At 71.7% G+C, this 15,279-nt stretch carries 17 protein-coding genes; 12 read left to right on the top strand and 5 right to left on the bottom strand.

Annotated features, from left to right (window positions below; translation table 11 throughout):
* Nucleotides 1-4: 4 nt before the first annotated feature.
* On the bottom strand, nt 5-802 hold the full coding sequence (locus tag IFU40_RS09070) for an alpha/beta fold hydrolase (protein ID WP_055835433.1): 798 nt from the start codon (nt 800-802) through the stop codon (nt 5-7).
* Between the two features lie 56 nt (nt 803-858).
* Here IFU40_RS09070 and IFU40_RS09065 point away from each other — a divergent pair, with 56 nt between their 5' ends.
* From IFU40_RS09065 to IFU40_RS09040, 6 genes are all read left to right on the top strand, one after another.
* Nucleotides 859-1,425 carry a mismatch-specific DNA-glycosylase gene (locus IFU40_RS09065; RefSeq protein ID WP_191926118.1) on the top strand — a complete coding sequence of 189 codons (567 nt, stop codon included), beginning with the start codon at nt 859-861 and terminating at the stop codon, nt 1,423-1,425.
* Nucleotides 1,422-1,844, top strand: coding sequence for a DUF2809 domain-containing protein (locus IFU40_RS09060; protein ID WP_191926117.1), 423 nt, complete (start codon nt 1,422-1,424; stop codon nt 1,842-1,844). The genes IFU40_RS09065 and IFU40_RS09060 overlap by 4 nt, the downstream gene beginning before the upstream one ends.
* Before the next feature lie 25 nt (nt 1,845-1,869).
* On the top strand, nt 1,870-2,166 hold the full coding sequence (locus tag IFU40_RS09055; RefSeq protein WP_055937323.1) for a DUF1905 domain-containing protein: 297 nt from the start codon (nt 1,870-1,872) through the stop codon (nt 2,164-2,166).
* Nucleotides 2,167-2,174: 8 nt separating this feature from the next.
* A complete protein-coding gene (locus IFU40_RS09050; RefSeq protein ID WP_191926116.1) occupies nt 2,175-2,636 on the top strand; it encodes a prepilin peptidase in 462 nt (153 codons plus the stop codon).
* A gap of 138 nt (nt 2,637-2,774) precedes the next feature.
* Nucleotides 2,775-3,860, top strand: coding sequence for a YhjD/YihY/BrkB family envelope integrity protein (locus tag IFU40_RS09045; protein ID WP_191926115.1), 1,086 nt, complete (start codon nt 2,775-2,777; stop codon nt 3,858-3,860).
* The gene (locus IFU40_RS09040) at nt 3,853-4,587 is read left to right on the top strand and encodes an NAD(P)H-hydrate epimerase (protein ID WP_191926114.1); all 735 of its coding nucleotides are present in this window, start codon (nt 3,853-3,855) and stop codon (nt 4,585-4,587) included. Before IFU40_RS09045 ends, IFU40_RS09040 begins: the two co-directional genes overlap by 8 nt.
* 145 nt (nt 4,588-4,732) lie before the next feature.
* Here the strand turns inward: IFU40_RS09040 and IFU40_RS09035 are convergent, their stop codons facing one another.
* Nucleotides 4,733-5,488 (bottom strand): glutamine amidotransferase, encoded by a 756-nt coding sequence (locus tag IFU40_RS09035; RefSeq protein WP_191926113.1) that lies wholly within the window; start codon nt 5,486-5,488, stop codon nt 4,733-4,735.
* A 68-nt stretch (nt 5,489-5,556) separates the two neighbouring features.
* On the opposite strand from IFU40_RS09035, the gene IFU40_RS09030 reads away from it, so the two are divergent.
* Together IFU40_RS09030 and IFU40_RS09025 are read left to right on the top strand one after the other, a co-directional pair.
* A complete protein-coding gene (locus tag IFU40_RS09030; protein ID WP_055835457.1) occupies nt 5,557-5,784 on the top strand; it encodes a hypothetical protein in 228 nt (75 codons plus the stop codon).
* Nucleotides 5,781-6,431, top strand: a complete 651-nt coding sequence (locus tag IFU40_RS09025; RefSeq protein WP_191926112.1) for a CYTH domain-containing protein — start codon at nt 5,781-5,783, stop codon at nt 6,429-6,431. The genes IFU40_RS09030 and IFU40_RS09025 overlap by 4 nt, the downstream gene beginning before the upstream one ends.
* Nucleotides 6,432-6,510: 79 nt before the next feature.
* Here the strand turns inward: IFU40_RS09025 and lpdA are convergent, their stop codons facing one another.
* The gene (gene lpdA / locus IFU40_RS09020; RefSeq protein ID WP_055835463.1) at nt 6,511-7,908 is read right to left on the bottom strand and encodes a dihydrolipoyl dehydrogenase; all 1,398 of its coding nucleotides are present in this window, start codon (nt 7,906-7,908) and stop codon (nt 6,511-6,513) included.
* 9 nt (nt 7,909-7,917) lie between these two features.
* The gene (locus IFU40_RS09015) at nt 7,918-8,580 is read right to left on the bottom strand and encodes a copper resistance CopC family protein (protein ID WP_156784791.1); all 663 of its coding nucleotides are present in this window, start codon (nt 8,578-8,580) and stop codon (nt 7,918-7,920) included.
* 352 nt (nt 8,581-8,932) lie between these two features.
* Here IFU40_RS09015 and IFU40_RS09010 point away from each other — a divergent pair, with 352 nt between their 5' ends.
* From IFU40_RS09010 to IFU40_RS09000, 3 genes are all read left to right on the top strand, one after another.
* A complete protein-coding gene (locus IFU40_RS09010; protein ID WP_055835469.1) occupies nt 8,933-9,427 on the top strand; it encodes an FHA domain-containing protein in 495 nt (164 codons plus the stop codon).
* Nucleotides 9,427-10,113 (top strand): transcriptional regulator FtsR, encoded by a 687-nt coding sequence (ftsR, locus tag IFU40_RS09005; protein ID WP_055835472.1) that lies wholly within the window; start codon nt 9,427-9,429, stop codon nt 10,111-10,113. Before IFU40_RS09010 ends, ftsR begins: the two co-directional genes overlap by 1 nt.
* Nucleotides 10,114-10,209: 96 nt before the next feature.
* Nucleotides 10,210-10,755, top strand: coding sequence for a MerR family transcriptional regulator (locus IFU40_RS09000; RefSeq protein ID WP_055835475.1), 546 nt, complete (start codon nt 10,210-10,212; stop codon nt 10,753-10,755).
* Between the two features lie 209 nt (nt 10,756-10,964).
* Here IFU40_RS09000 and IFU40_RS08995 read toward each other — a convergent pair whose 3' ends face one another.
* Entirely contained in the window at nt 10,965-11,777 is an 813-nt protein-coding gene (locus IFU40_RS08995; RefSeq protein ID WP_055835478.1) for a ParA family protein, read from the bottom strand.
* 68 nt (nt 11,778-11,845) lie between these two features.
* Here IFU40_RS08995 and IFU40_RS08990 point away from each other — a divergent pair, with 68 nt between their 5' ends.
* Nucleotides 11,846-15,253, top strand: a complete 3,408-nt coding sequence (locus IFU40_RS08990) for a pyruvate carboxylase (RefSeq protein ID WP_191926111.1) — start codon at nt 11,846-11,848, stop codon at nt 15,251-15,253.
* Nucleotides 15,254-15,279 lie beyond the last annotated feature (26 nt).

Raw genomic sequence — 15,279 nt, 5'->3', positions numbered from 1 at the left:
TGCGTCAGGCGTCGCGCGAGAGGAACTCCAGGCCCGCCTCGCGGAACGTCCGCGCGCCGGGGGCGTTCACGTGGTGGCGCCCGGGGATATCGGCGAACTCGCCGCGGGGGAGGAGCCCCGCCAGGTGCTGCGACTGGTCGTGGATCGGATCCTCGGTGCCCGTCGCGATGAGCACGGGTTGCTGCGGCGGCGACGCCGGGTCGGGGTCGGTCTCGCCCAGGCGCATCCCCTCGGCGATCGCGACCAGGGCCCGCAGGTCGTTGCCGGGCACGCGCTCGGCGAGCGAGACGTAGCGCTGGGTGGTGGCGTCTTCGACCGGGGTGCCGTGGTCGAGGAACGCCCGCGCCTGGTCCACCTGCAGCCGCGCGAGGGGGCGCCCGTCGGGGATGCCGCCGAGCACTGCGCGCTCGACGTGCTCGGGGGCGTCGACGGCGAGCTGCCATCCCACGCGTCCGCCGAGGGAGTACCCGAGGTAGCGCACCTGGTCGAGCAGGTAGGTGTCGAGCACGGCGACGAGGTCGCCCACGAGCGTCGGCATCGTGTACGCCGAGGCCTCGTGCGGCTTGTCGCTCGCCCCGTGGCCGCGCTGGTCGACGGCGACGACGCGGAAGCCCGCCCGCAGCAGGTCGCGCACCCACCCGGTGTTCACCCAGTTGTCGCGCGTGCTCGACCCGAACCCGTGCACGCACAGCACCGGATCGGCGTCGGGGTCGCCCCACGTGTAGGTCGCCAGGCGCACGTTGTCGCCGACGATGACGAACTGCGGCGTGGGTATCTCGGTGAGCGCGGGTACGGCATCCATTCCTCCGATCCTGGCAGACGCGCGGGGTGCGTCCGGGTAGTGGTCATAGTGGTCTCATGGGATACACGCGCGCCGAGCTCGAGTCGTACCGGGATGCCACGCGGCCCGACCTCGTCGAGACCGGTGTGCGATTGCTCTTCGTCGGCATCAACCCGGGGCTGTGGACGGCGGCGACCGGCACTCCCTTCGCCCGCCCCGGCAACCGCTTCTGGCCCGCGCTCGTGCAGGCGGGGATCCTCCCGCGGCTGCCCGCCCATGCGGCGCCCCTCGGCGACGAGGATCGCCGCATGATCTTCGACGCGGGGATCGGGGTCACCAACCTCGTCGCGCGGGCGACGGCGCGGGCCGACGAGCTCTCGCGCGACGAGCTGCGCGCCGGTGCGGCGGCGCTCGTCGAGCGCGTCGACGCGCTGCGGCCCCGCGCGGTCGCGGTGGTGGGGCTCACCGCCTACCGCCAGGGCTTCGCGCGTTCGAGAGCCGCCGCGGGGCGGCAGGACGAGGCGATCGCCGGTGTTCCCACGTGGGTGCTCCCCAACCCCAGCGGTCTGAACGCCCACGACACCGTCGCGACTCTCGCCCGCGCGTACGCGGACCCCGCGCGGGCGGCGGGAGTGCTCGCGTGACCGCCGGTCGTCGTCGCGTGGCCGCACTGGGGGCGCTGATCGTCGTCGTGGGGGCCGGCCTCGTCGTCGCCCGCGGGCTGCCCGGCTCGGAGGCCACCGACGTCGCGGGCGACGCGCTGTACGCCGTCGCCGCGTACACCGGTCTCGTGATGCTCTTCCCGCGCGCGTCGCGCGCGCTGCTCGCGCTCGGCGCCGCGCTGTGGTGCGTGGGCGTCGAGCTGCTGCAGCTGACGGGGATCCCGCTGGTGCTGGCCGAGGGGTTCCCCCCGCTCGCGCTCGTGCTCGGCACCGGCTTCGACGCCCGTGACCTCGTCGTGTACGCGTCGGCGGTGGCGGTCGCCCTCGGCGTCGACGCCGTCGTGTCGGCACGGTTTCTCCCCAGGCGACGGGCGCGCACCGACGTCGGAGCCTCCGAGTAGGGTGACCGCGATGACAGGAGGACCCATGTTCGTACGGTTCGAGGGCGAGGTCTTCCGGTGGGAGGCCCGCAGCGACAGCGACTGGTATTTCGTGGCGGTCCCGGTCGAGCTCAGCACCGAGATCCGCGAGGTGCAGACGTATCGTCGCGGGTTCGGCGGCGTGCGCGTCGAGGCGACCATCGGCGGGTCGACCTGGCGCACGTCGATCTTCCCGCAGACCGGTGGCGTGTACGTGCTGCCGCTGAAGCGCGCGGTGCGCGACGCCGAGGGCATCGCCCCCGATGCGGTGGTGCTGGTCGACCTCGCCGTTCTCGACGCCTGAGGTTCCGGATGCCATGGGCTCTCGCCCCCGCTCTGGCGGTGTTCGCGGTGCTGGGCCTCGCGCTGGCGGTCATCGACGTGCGAACGCACCGCCTCCCCGATGCGCTCGTGCTGCCGGGCGGGGCGACGATCCTGGTGCTGCTGGTCGGCTCGGCGCTGAACATCGGTGAACCCGAACGCGTGGGTGGCGTCGTCGGGGGAGCGGCGCTGGCGTTCGTCGGCTGCCTCGCGGTGCATCTCGCCCGCCCGGCGGCGTTCGGCGGGGGCGACGTCAAGCTCGCCGCGGTCTGCGGCGCGGTCCTCGGATGGTGCGGCGTCGAGGCCGCGGTGTCGGGTCTGGCGGCCGGCTTCGTCGCCGGAGGCGTCGCGGCGGCGGGAACGATCGCGGCGGGGGAGCGCGGCGCCGCGCTCGCCTTCGGACCCTTCCTTCTCGCCGGAACGTGGTGGCGGGTGCTCTCCGGCCCGTGGTGAGTTCAGCGGCCGGCGCCCCCGGAACGTCACGCCTCGGGTGCGAGAGCGTCGAGAGGCGCGCGGCCCGTTCGGCTGTCGCGCGCGGTCCGATCGGTCAACCCCGCTGGCCGGTCGTCTCGGCGTGGATACGCTGACCCCATGCCCGCCCTCATTCGTCGTGTCACCGCGTGGGCCCTGTCGCTCCGTGTCGTGCGCGCCTTCCTCGTCTACTCGGGGGCGCGTGGCCCCATGCTGGCCGACAGCGTGACCTACCGCACCCTGTTCAGCCTGTTCGCCGCGGTGCTGCTGGGCTTCTCGTTCGCCGCGCTCTGGCTCGCGGGGAACCCCGCCGGGTTGAGCGCCCTCACGAGCTCGGTGAACAGCGTGGTCCCCGGTCTCGTCGGCCCCGACGGGCTGCTCGACGTGAGCAGCATCGATGCCCCGGCGGGCTTCACGCTGGGCGGCATCCTCGGAACCCTCGGTCTTCTGGGCGCCGCGATCGGCGCCATCGGCTCGCTGCGCTCCGCGCTCCGTCAGATCGCCGGGGTGACCACCGACGACACGCTGATCGTGTGGGTGCTGCTGCGCAACCTCGGCGTGGCCCTCGGCATCGGCGTCGCGCTCGTCGCCGCCGCGCTCGTGACGTTCGTCGCCACCGCCGGACTGACCTTCGTGCGCGAGCTCATCGGCGTGTCCGCCGACTCGTGGGTGACCGCGTTCTTCACGTGGCTCGTGTCGACCATCATCGTGCTGGCGCTCGACTCGGCCGCCATCGCGGTGGCGTTCGCGGCGCTGTCCGGGGTGCGCACCCGCCGCAGCACTCTCCTGCGCGGGGCCCTCCTCGGCGGCTTCGGCCTGGTGGTGCTCCAGCAGCTGTCGGGACTGTTCATCGGCGGCGCGAGCAACAACCCGCTGCTGGCGACGTTCGCCTCGCTGATCGCCCTTCTGCTCTGGCTCAACCTGTCGAGCCAGGTGATCCTGATCGCCGGGGCGTACATCACCGTGGCGACCGAAGAAGACCATGACCGCGTCCGCGCCAAGTTCGGCGCGTCGACGATGATCCAGTTCCGCGTCCGCCGCGCCGAGAAGGCCGTCCAGGCGGCGACCGGCGAGTTGACGGCCGCGCGCGAGGCCGAAACGAAGGAACGCGAGACGCTCGCCACCGCCGATCCCACCGCCGCCGCGCGCGAGAGCGAGGCCGAGTCGAACGCCGGGGCGAAGGCCGGCTCCCGGACCGATGTCTGACCCGCGATCGGCCGTGCTGGCCACCGGCGAACGCGTCGCCGCCTACACGGCCGACGCGGTGCGGGCCGCCGAAGCCCCGCGGCTGGCCGAGGGGCACCCGCTCATGCGTTGGGCGGCGTCGGCCCTCGCCGAGATCGCCGCGGCCGAGTCGGCGCGGGCGCCCGGCCCCGTGCTCGTGCTCGTCGGCGCCGGCGACAACGGCGGCGATGCGCTCTACGCCGCGGCCGAGCTGGCCCGGGGGCCCGAGCGCGTCGACGTCGTGCTGGTGCGCGACCGCGTGCACCGCGCCGCCTTCGACGCGGCCGTCGCCGCGGGCGCGCGCGTGCTGCCGGCGTCGGAGGTCTGCGCGCGGGTCGGCGACTACGCGCTGGTGCTCGACGGCATCCTGGGGATCGGGCGCCTGACCGACCGGCGGTTGCGCGGGGGGTCCCGGGCGATCGTCGAGTGCATCCTCGCGCTCCCCTCGGGGCGACCGCGGGTGATCGCCGTCGATGTACCGAGCGGGCTCGACCCCGACGACGGCACCGCGGATGTCGCCGTCCTCCCCGCCGACCTCACTGTCACGTTCGGTGCGCTCAAGGCGGGACTCGTCCGCGGGCGCGGACCCGAGCTCGCCGGACGCGTGCACCTCGTCGATCTCGGCCTCGACCCGTTCCTGCGCCGCGCGCACCCGGCCGTCACCGCGGCGCTCGACGTCGTGCGGGTCACGCCGCCGCAGCGCGCCTGAGCGGTCGCGGCGTCGCGGTCTCGCTCCGGAGCGACAGTCGCGTCCCCGGGCACGCCGAGCCCCTCGCGATTCGCACGAGGGCTCCGCAGAGGCGCCGCGGGGGAGCGCTCGCGGACGCGCACGGCCCCGAAAGGCGCGTGCGGCGTCAGCGCGCGTAGCGCTCGACGAACGTCCGCAGCAGGAGCGAGGGTGCCTCGACGGGCGCTCGTCGCACCGCGGCGAGCGTGAGGTCGAGCTCGTCGGCGGCGAAGTAACCGAAGGCCGCATAGGCGTGGATCCGCGTGACGATCCCGTCGAGGTCGAGCTCGGGGTGGAACTGCGTCGCGTAGACGTTCTGCCCCAGCCGGAACATCTGCACCGGGCACGTGGGAGACGAGGCCAGCAGTACGGCGCCCGAGGGGAGCTCGCTGATCGCTTCTTTGTGGCCGACGAAGGCGGGGAAGGTTTCGGGAAGCCCCGCGGCGAGCGGGTCGTCGCGTCCCTCGGCGGTGAGGGTCACGTCGACGACGCTGATCGGCTCGGCGTACGTGCCGTCGATGGGTGCCCCCAGGTGCGTCCCCAGGGTGCCCACGCCGTAACACGCGCCGAGGAAGGGGGTGTCGCGCGCGACGACCGCCTCGACGAGCGCGGCGATCTCGGCCTCGACCCGCTGCTGCACCGCGGACTTGCGCTCGATCGGGTCCGAGGCGTTGAACGGACTTCCCCCGACCAGGATGCCGGAGATCTCGTCGAGGTCGAGATCGGGCATCGACTCGCGTTCCAGGCGCACACGTCGCAGGCGCTCGGGAGGCAGACCCGTGAAACGGAGGAAGAGCGCGCACTCCTCGTCTGCCGGGCCGTCCTGCGCGCGCGTGGCGAGAAGGACGAACGGGCGATCACCGGGCAGGTCCGTCCATGTCACCCGAGCGATTCTAAGCCCGCCCTGTCAAGGCGCGGGGCGCGGTCGGCCCCGCGGTCTACGCTGGCGGCATGGCTATTGCACGACTGACCGGAGGCCCGCTCGACGGGCAGGTGCTCCCCCTCGAGAACGAGACCGACGACACGCTGATCATGCCCTACAGCGAGGGACAGCTCGTCTACCGTCGCGACGGCGGTCTCGAGAACACCGGAGACGCCGACGGCCCCACGCAGGCGGTCTTCGTCTTCTCGGAGGAGACCGAGGACATCAACCCGAACGCCGACGGACGCGACGATTGAGCGCAGACTCGCACGGCGCCTCCAGCGTCGAGATCGAGTCGAAGTACGACGTCGACGACACCACGCCCCTGCCCGATTGGTCGGCGCTGCCGGGTGTGGTGTCGGTCGGCGCGGCCGAACCGCGTGACCTCGATGCGCGCTACGTGGACACGCCCGCGGCCGACCTCGCCCGCGCCGGCATCGCCGTGCGTCGACGCACCGGCGGCCCCGACGCGGGGTGGCACGTGAAGGGCCCGCTCGACGGCGCGGGTCGCACCGAGACCCACTGGCCGTTGGACGACGACACGTCCACCGCCCCCGATGCAGACCCGGTGGTGCCTCCGGCGGTTCAGGATGCCGTCGCCGCTCACGCGGCGCCACCGTTCATCCCGCTCGCGCGGCTGCGGAACGACCGCACCGCGTACGCCCTGCTCGACGCCGACGGTGAGCAGGTCGCCGAGTTCGTCGACGATCACGTGCGCGCGCACGATGAGCGCCGCGGCGTGGAATCGGCGTGGCGCGAGTGGGAGGTCGAGCTGGGCCCCGCCGGTCCCGCCGACGAGCAGGGGCGCGCGTCCTTCTTCGCCGCCGTCGACGCGGCGGTGTTCGCCGCGGGCGGTCGCCCCGCGGCATCCGGATCGAAGCTCGCTCGGGCGCTCGGCCTCTGACGCGCCTCGACTCCACAGGCCTCACACCAACGACGAAGGCCCGCCCGGAACACCGGGCGGGCCTTCGTTCTCTGACGGGTCAGAGGTTGATCATGTGCCCCGCGAGGCCGTGGAAGGCCTCCTGCAGGCCCTCCGACAGCGTCGGGTGGGTGTGCACGTTGCGGGCTGCTTCGAGAGCGGTGAGGTCCCACTTCTGCGCCAGCGTGAGCTCGGGCAGAAGCTCCGAGACGTCGGGGCCGATGAGGTGGCCGCCGATGAGCTCGAGGGTCTCGGCGTCGGCGACGAGCTTGACGAAACCGACGGGCTCGCCGAGGCCGTTCGCCTTGCCGTTGGCCGAGAACGGGAACTTCGACACCTTGATGTCGTGGCCCGCGTCGCGTGCCTGCTGCTCGGTCAGGCCGAACGAGGCGACCTGCGGGTTGCAGAACGTCGCGCGCGGCATGTTGCGGTAGTCGCCGAGGGTCTGCGTCTCGGCATTGCCGATGGTCTCGGCCGCGACGACGCCCTGGGCCTCGGCCACGTGCGCGAGCTGCAGCTTCGCGGTGACGTCGCCGATGGAGTAGATGTGCGGCACGTTGGTGCGCATGTGGTCGTCGATCTCGATGGCACCGCGCTCGGTGAGCTTCACGCCCGTGTTCTCGAGACCGAAGCCGTCGACCTTCGGCGCGAAGCCGATCGACATGAGCACGCGGCCGGCGTCGATCGACCCCTGCGAGCCGTCCTTCGCCGTGTAGGCGACGGTGACCTTGTCGCCGTGGTCGGTGACCGAGTCGACCTTGGTCGAGGTGAGGATGTCGACGCCGTAGCCCTTGTACTGCTTCTGGATCTCTTTCGAGACCTCGGCGTCTTCGTTGGGCAGGGCGCGATCGAGGAACTCGATGATGGTGACCTTCACGCCGTAGTTCGTCATGACGTAGGCGAACTCCATGCCGATGGCACCGGCGCCGACGATGACGATCGACTCGGGGAGCTCGCGGGTGAGGATCTGCTCCTCATAGGTCACGACGTTCTCGCTCAGCGTGACGCCCGGGAGCAGACGCACGGTGGAGCCCGTGGCGATGATGACGTTGTCGAAGGTGACCTGCTCCTTCGAGCCGTCGGTCTTGGTCACGTCGAGCGTGTGGTCGTCGGCGAAGTACCCGCGACCCTCGTACTCGGTGACCTTGTTCTTCTTCATCAGGTAGTGGATACCCTTGACGTGGCCGGCGGCCACCGACCGCGAACGGTCGAACGCCTTGCCGAAGTCGAAGTGCACGTCACCCGAGATGCCGAACATGTCGGCCTTCGCGTGGAAGGTGTGAGCGAGGTCGGCGTTGCGCAGAAGGGCCTTGGAGGGGATGCACCCGACGTTGAGGCACACACCGCCCCAGTACTTCTCTTCGACGATCGCGACCGAGAGTCCGAGCTGTGCGCCGCGGACGGCGGCCACATACCCGCCGGGACCCGCACCGAGAATGACCAGATCGTAATGAGGCATGCGCAAATCCTATCGCGCGGGTGTGCCGGTCGACCCGCCACCGGACGCACGACGACGGCCGCGCGACACGACGACGACGATGATCACCGCGGCGACCAGCACGAGCGCGACCACCAGCAGGATCCACGGCAGGGGAGAGGCCTCTGACGCGGTGTCCGCCGGGACGGCGGTGGCATCCGGAGTCGACGTGGGAGCGGCGCTCTCGGCCGTGGTCTGGCTCGCCGAGGGCGCGGGTGAGGAGGTGGGCGTGGCCGTCGCGGTCGGGGTGGGGGCGGCCGCGGGCACGGTGAACGAGAACGACCCGTCGATGGGGTGACCGTCGCTCGACACCACGCGCCAGAGCACCGAGACGGCGCCCGATGCGGGTCCGGCCAGCGGCTGCACGACGGTGCTGCCGTCGACGACCGGCGCGCCGGAGGTCAGCGACGCACCCGACGCGTCGGTGACCTGCACGACGGTGGCGCCGGGGTCGGTCAGCACATCGGCGCTGTAGGTGAAGGTGATCTCGGCGGGCAACGCCTCGAGCACGGCATCGGCCGACGGGTCGGTCGAGACCAGGTCGTCGTGCGCTGCGGCGGGAAGCGCCGGCACGAGCAGAGCGGCGGCGGCCAGCAGGGCGGTCGCGAGAAGGGCGGGGAGGGTGCGCCGACGCGGCGCCACGGGGGAAGTCACTCTCCGACCCTAACGAGGCCTCCCGACACGGGCCTGGGAGCGTCCGTGACGCGTCCGCGTCGGGTGAGAGAAGGAGTGCGCGCGGGTGACCCGGAGCGGGGCGGTGTCCGTCCCTCAGACCCGTCGCGGGCGGGGCGCGGCATGACAACGATGACGCCGCGCGGGCGCGGACTCGACAGGGCCGTCTCCGGGTCGGTAGGTTCGAGTGTCCCCGCCTGGCCTTCCGCGACCCGAAACGCGTTGCCCGGCGTCGACGAACGAAGACACATCACGCATCATCACGGCCCGCGCGAGGCCGGTTCCCCCTCCCCAGGCGAACCGGTCGGGTTATGGTGAACGAGAAGGAGAAGCCGTGGACGAGACCCGCCGATTCGATCGCGACGACATTCGGCGCGCGGCTGACGCCGTCGCGTCCGAGCGTTCGCACGACACGACCGAGACCTTCGGCCACGACGCCGACCTGTCGTTCGTCCCCTTCGGCGCCGACCTCACCGAGGCCGAGCTCGAAGCCATCGACGCGCTTCCCGGAGGAGCCGCCCTTCTGATCGTGCGCTCCGGCCCGACCACCGGCGCCCGGTATTTGCTCGACACCGACGTCACCACGGTCGGACGCCACCCCGAGGCCGACCTCTTCTTCGACGACGTGACCGTCTCGCGTCGCCACGCCGAGATCATCCGCACGGGCACGGCGTTCGAGATCGTCGACCAGCGCTCGCTCAACGGGAGCTACGTCAACGGCGAACGCGTCGACCGCTCCGCCCTCGTCAACGGCGCCGAGGTGCGCATCGGCAAGTTCCGGCTGAACTTCTTCGGTTCGCCGGTCGACCTGCCCGCGGCAGAGCACTGATGGCGGCAGCCCCCTCCCGTGGTCGTCAGACGGCTGCGGGGCTGCTCAGCATCGGTCAGGTGCTCGCGCGTCTGACCCCCGATTTCCCGGCCCTCACCTCCAGCAAGCTGCGCTTCCTCGAGGTGCAGGGAATCGTCTCGCCCACGCGCACGGAGTCGGGCTACCGAAAGTTCTCACCGGCCGACCTCGAGCGTCTGCGCATGGCGCTCACGCTCCAGCGCGACCACTACCTGCCGCTCGTCGTCATCCGCGACTACCTGGCCGAGCTCGACGCGGGCCGTAACCCCGCCCCGCCGACGTCGATCCCGTCGATGACCGCCGCCCCGCGCCGCTACCGGCGCGACGAGCTGCTGAGCACCGCGGGTGCCGGCCCCCAGCTGCTGAACGATGCCGTGAGCACCGGCGTGATCACGGCGGCCGAGACCTACCCGGAGCAGACCGTCGCGCTGCTGCGCGCCCTGGTCGCCCTCGACCGTCACGGGATCGAGCCCCGCCACGTGCGGGCGCTGCGCCAGAGCGCGGAGCGCGAGGTGGCTCTCGTCGAGTCGGCGATGTCGGCCCTGCTACGTCGTCCCGACGCGGCATCCCGAGCCCGTGCGAGCGAGCTCGCGCCCGAGCTCGCCACCCGTCTCGACGAGGTGCGGGGGATGTTCGTGCGCGAAGCGCTCGAGCGGATCCTGTCCTGATTGCGACACGCCGCAGCCCCCGACGCGGATGTCATTGCCGGGGGACCCTCGCTGATCTAGCGTGGAAGGAACGAACCGATGAGGAGGAACGCGAGCATGAACGCTGGCGACGCACTCGGTGAACCCCGGTTCGCTTCCGATCTCCTCTTCACCGACGGTCTGCCCGAGATGGACGACGACACCGGTTATCGCGGCGCCGTCGCCGCCCGTGCCGCCGGCATCACGTACCGTCAGCTCGACTACTGGGCCCGCACCGAACTCGTCGTTCCGACCGTCCGCGGGGCGAGCGGCTCGGGTTCGCAGCGTCTGTACGGCTTCCGCGACATCCTCGTGCTCAAGCTCGTCAAGCGCCTGCTCGACACCGGCATCTCGCTGCAGCAGATCCGCACCGCCGTCGATCAGCTCCGCGCGGCGGGGATCCGCGACCTCGCCGGCACCACGCTGATGAGCGACGGGGCCTCGGTCTACCTGTGCACCTCGAACGACGAGGTCATCGACCTCGTGAGCCGCGGTCAGGGCGTCTTCGGCATCGCGGTCGGCAAGGTGCTGCGCGAGGTCGAGTCGACGCTGGTCGACTTCGAGTCGGCCACGTCCGACTCCGTCGACGAGCTGGCGGCCCGTCGTGCCGCCCGCACCGCCTGACCGCACCCCGCACCTCTCCGCCCCCCGGATGCCACGGCATCCGGGTTTCGCTTTGTCCCGCGCGCGAGGGGCCACGTTTTGTCGCTTCGCCCCGACCCGAGGCGACAATGCTCGGCGACTCACGCGGGGGTGACCACGGGGAGCGAGACGAGAGACGCCGCCCGGCTGCGGGGCAGCGGGACGGCGTCTCGTCGAAAAAGCGGCGTCGGTCAGGCCTGCGGGGCCTCGTTCTCGACGGGGATGCGGCCGGTGCGCACGATCCGGTCGAGCAGGGCATCGAAGTCGGCGGCGAGTTCCTGCGCGCTGTCGCCGGGCCAGACGTGCAGCGGCTTGGCCGCACCCTGCGCCTGCTGCAGCGAGGTGCGCTCGGGCAGCTGCGGGTTGAGCACGAGGGGGCCGAACATGTCGCGGAGCTCCTTGATGCGGAACTGGTGCTCGATCGACTGCGGGCGCACGCGGTTCACCACGACGCCGAGGGGCTGCAGCCGCGGCGAGAGACCGCGGCGGATCTCCTCGATCGCGCGGAGAGCTCGGTCGGCGGCGGCCACCGAGAACAGGCCCGGCTCGGTCACCACGACGACGCGGTCGCTCGCCGCCCACGCGGTGCGCGTGAGGGCGTTCAGCGACGGGGCGCAGTCGATGAGCACGAGGTCGTAGTCGGCCTCGATCGTCGCGAGCGCCTCCTCGAGCTTCCACACATCGCGGACGCTCGGGTGCGGACCGTCGAAGTTGATGGCCGAGGGGCTGCCGATGAGCACATCGATCGTGCCGGGGTGGACCTTCGCCCAGCCGCTCGAGGTGATCGCCTGACGGACGACCTTCTCTTTCGGGTTCGCGAGGACATCGGCGATGTTGAGACGGCCGGCGACCTGGATGTCCATACCGGTCGACACATCGGACTGGGGGTCGAGGTCGACGACGAGAGTGCGAACGCCACGTGCGAAGGCAGCGGATGCCAGCCCGAGCGTCACGGTCGTCTTGCCGACCCCGCCTTTCAAAGAGCTGACGGAGAGTACGTGCACGAGAGTCCACGTTACCGTCCCCTAGGCTGTGAGCACATTCAGCTCCGCCAGCTTGACGTGAGGTGCGCATGTTCTCGAAGATTCTGGTCGCCAATCGGGGAGAGATCGCCATCCGCGCGTTCCGAGCCGCCTACGAGGTCGGCGCGCGCACGGTCGCGGTCTACCCCTACGAGGACCGTGCGTCGCTGCACCGCCTGAAGGCCGACGAGGCATACCAGATCGGCGAGCGCGGCCACCCGGTGCGCGCCTACCTCGACGTCGACGAGATCATCCGCGTCGCACGCGAATGCGGGGCGGATGCCATCTACCCGGGCTACGGGTTCCTCTCCGAGAACCCGGAGCTCGCCGAGAAGGCCGCCGCCCACGGCATCACCTTCATCGGCCCGCCCGCCGAGGTGCTGTCGATGGCGGGCAACAAGGTCACCGCCAAAGAGCACGCGGTCGCCGCCGGCGTTCCGGTGCTGCGCTCCACCCCGGCCTCCGACGACATCGACGCCCTGGTCGCGCAGGCCGACGACATCGGCTTCCCGCTCTTCGCCAAGGCCGTGGCCGGCGGCGGCGGGCGCGGCATGCGTCGGGTCGAGGCACTCGGCGAACTCGCTCCGGCGCTGGCCGAGGCGATGCGCGAAGCGCAGAGCGCCTTCGGCGACGCGCGCATGTTCCTCGAACAGGCGGTGCAGCGTCCCCGCCATATCGAGGTGCAGATCCTCGCGGATGCCACGGGCGAGACCATCCACCTGTTCGAGCGCGACTGCTCGGTGCAGCGCCGGCACCAGAAGGTCATCGAGATCGCCCCCGCGCCCAACCTCGACGAGACGGTGCGCCAGGACCTGCACCGCTACGGGGTCGCGTTCGCCCGGTCGATCGGCTACCAGAACGCCGGAACCGTCGAGTTCCTGCTCGAGACCGCGGGGCCGCGCACCGGCGAGGTCGTCTTCATCGAGATGAACCCCCGCATCCAGGTCGAGCACACCGTGACCGAGGAGGTCACCGACGTCGACCTCGTGCAGTCGCAGATGCGCATCGCCGCCGGCGAGACCCTCGCCGACCTGCACCTCACGCAGGACGAGGTGCACCTGCGCGGTGCCGCCCTGCAGTGCCGAATCACCACCGAGGACCCCACGCAGGGCTTCCGCCCCGACACCGGCAAGATCACCACGTACCGTTCGCCAGGCGGCGCCGGCATCCGTCTCGACGGCGGCACGACCGCCGCGGGCTCGCAGGTGAGCCCGCACTTCGATTCGATGCTGTCGAAGCTCAGCTGCCGCGGCCGCGACTTCCCGGCGGCCGTCGCCCGCGCCCGCCGCGCCCTGGCGGAGTTCCGCATCCGCGGAGTGTCGACGAACATCTCGTTCCTGCGGGCGGTGCTCGACGATCCCGCCTTCGTGGCGGGCGACCTCAGCACGTCGTTCATCGACGAGCGCCCCGAACTGCTGGCGGGCCGCGAGTCGAAGGACCGCGGTACCAAGGTGCTGTCGTGGCTCGTCGACACCACGGTGAACCGTCCGAACGGCGAGAACCCGCTGTCGATCGACCCGGGCGCCAAGCTCCCCGCCCTCGACCTTGTGGAGCCTGCGCCCGCGGGCTCGCGCCAGCGCCTGCAGGAGCTCGGGCCCGTCGGCTTCGCCCGAGCGCTGCGGGAGCAGACGGCTCTCGCGGTCACCGAGACGACGTTCCGCGACGCCCACCAGTCTCTGCTCGCCACCCGCGTGCGCACCCGTGACCTCGCCCGCGTCGCGCCGTACGTCGCGCGCATGACGCCCGGCCTGCTGTCGGTCGAGGCCTGGGGCGGCGCGACGTACGACGTCGCCCTGCGCTTCCTCGGCGAAGACCCGTGGGAGCGCCTCGACGCCCTCCGCGCCGCGCTCCCGAACGTCGCGATCCAGATGCTCCTGCGCGGGCGGAACACCGTCGGGTACACCCCGTACCCCACCGAGGTCACCCACGCATTCGTCGCCGAGGCAGCGGCATCCGGTGTCGACATCTTCCGCATCTTCGACGCCCTCAACGACGTGTCGCAGATGCGCCCGGCGATCGATGCGGTGCTGGCGACCGGAACCGCGGTGGCCGAGGTGGCCATCTGCTACACCGGCGACCTGCTCGACCCGGCCGAGAGCCTGTACACGCTCGACTACTACCTGGGGCTCGCGGAGCAGATCGTCGACGCGGGCGCGCACATCCTCGCCATCAAGGACATGGCGGGTCTGCTACGCCCGGCCGCGGCGTCGCGCCTGGTCACGGCGCTGCGTGAGAGGTTCGACCTGCCCGTGCACGTGCACACCCACGACACCGCCGGGGGACAGCTCGCCACCCTCCTGGCCGCGTCGGCGGCGGGGGCGGATGCCGTGGACGCGGCCGCCGCTCCCATGGCGGGCACCACGAGCCAGCCGTCGTTGTCGGCCCTCGTCGCCGCCCTCGCGCACACCGAGCGCGACACCGGGCTGGATCTCGAGGCCGTGAGCGACCTGGAGCCGTACTGGGAGGCCGTGCGCCACCTGTACCGTCCGTTCGAGTCGGGTCTCTCGGGCCCCACCGGCCGCGTGTACCGCCATGAGATCCCGGGTGGCCAGCTGTCGAACCTGCGTCAGCAGGCCATCGCGCTGGGCCTGTCCGACGACTTCGAGCTCATCGAGGACATGTACGCCGCCGCCGATCGCATCCTGGGGCGCGTTCCCAAGGTCACGCCGTCGTCGAAGGTGGTGGGCGATCTCGCCCTGCACCTCGCCGCGGTCAAGGCGGACCCGGCCGACTTCGAGCAGAACCCCGACAAGTACGACGTCCCCGACTCGGTCGTGTCGTTCATGGCGGGCGAGCTCGGCGACCTGCCCGGTGGGTGGCCGGAGCCGTTCCGGTCGAAGGTGCTCGCCGGCCGCGACGTGAAGATCGGCGTCACGCCCCTCTCCGACGACGACACGGCTGCCCTCGCGGGAACCCCGGCCGAGCGCCGCGCGCGCCTGAACCACCTGCTGTTCCCCGGGCCCACCCGCATCTTCGAGGAGATGCGCGCGTCGTACGGCGATCTCAGCGTGCTCGACACGGCCGACTACCTGTACGGGCTCCGCGCGGGCGGGGAGCACACCGTCGAGATCGAGCGCGGCGTTCAGCTGTTCGTGGGCCTCGAGGCCGTGGGCGACGCCGACGACAAGGGCATGCGCACCGTCATGACCACGCTGAACGGGCAGTTGCGCCCGGTGTTCGTGCGGGACCGCTCCGTCAACGTCGAGGCGCGTCAGGCCGAGAAGGCCGACACGTCCACGCCGGGGCAGGTGGCAGCCCCCTTCTCGGGTGTGGTCACCATCAAGGCCGCCGTCGGCGACCACGTCAGCGCGGGTCAGGCCGTCGCGTCGATCGAGGCCATGAAGATGGAGGCCGCGATCGCGGCATCCGTCGACGGTGTCGTCGAACGTGTTGCCATCGCTACCACACAGCAGGTGGAAGCGGGAGACCTTTTGCTGGTAATCCGCCACGCGCAGTAGCCTGGGAGGGGGCGCTTTCGCGCCCT

The organism is Microbacterium sp. CFBP 13617 (assembly GCF_014839445.1).
Lineage (GTDB): Bacteria > Actinomycetota > Actinomycetes > Actinomycetales > Microbacteriaceae > Microbacterium.
The sequence above is the reverse complement of the archived record's forward strand: the minus strand, read 5'-3'. Positions and strand labels throughout refer to the sequence as shown.

Excerpts from the sequence above, each read along its gene's own strand:
- IFU40_RS09070 (WP_055835433.1), bottom strand. The coding sequence starts at position 802 with ATGGATGCCGTACCCGCGCTCACCGAGATACCCACGCCGCAGTTCGTC.
- IFU40_RS09065 (WP_191926118.1), top strand. The coding sequence starts at position 859 with ATGGGATACACGCGCGCCGAGCTCGAGTCGTACCGGGATGCCACGCGG.
- IFU40_RS09055 (WP_055937323.1), top strand. The coding sequence starts at position 1,870 with ATGTTCGTACGGTTCGAGGGCGAGGTCTTCCGGTGGGAGGCCCGCAGC.
- IFU40_RS09050 (WP_191926116.1), top strand. The coding sequence starts at position 2,175 with ATGCCATGGGCTCTCGCCCCCGCTCTGGCGGTGTTCGCGGTGCTGGGC.
- IFU40_RS09045 (WP_191926115.1), top strand. The coding sequence starts at position 2,775 with ATGCCCGCCCTCATTCGTCGTGTCACCGCGTGGGCCCTGTCGCTCCGT.
- IFU40_RS09040 (WP_191926114.1), top strand. The coding sequence starts at position 3,853 with ATGTCTGACCCGCGATCGGCCGTGCTGGCCACCGGCGAACGCGTCGCC.
- IFU40_RS09030 (WP_055835457.1), top strand. The coding sequence starts at position 5,557 with ATGGCTATTGCACGACTGACCGGAGGCCCGCTCGACGGGCAGGTGCTC.
- lpdA (WP_055835463.1), bottom strand. The coding sequence starts at position 7,908 with ATGCCTCATTACGATCTGGTCATTCTCGGTGCGGGTCCCGGCGGGTAT.
- ftsR (WP_055835472.1), top strand. The coding sequence starts at position 9,427 with ATGGCGGCAGCCCCCTCCCGTGGTCGTCAGACGGCTGCGGGGCTGCTC.
- IFU40_RS09000 (WP_055835475.1), top strand. The coding sequence starts at position 10,210 with ATGAACGCTGGCGACGCACTCGGTGAACCCCGGTTCGCTTCCGATCTC.
- IFU40_RS08990 (WP_191926111.1), top strand. The coding sequence starts at position 11,846 with ATGTTCTCGAAGATTCTGGTCGCCAATCGGGGAGAGATCGCCATCCGC.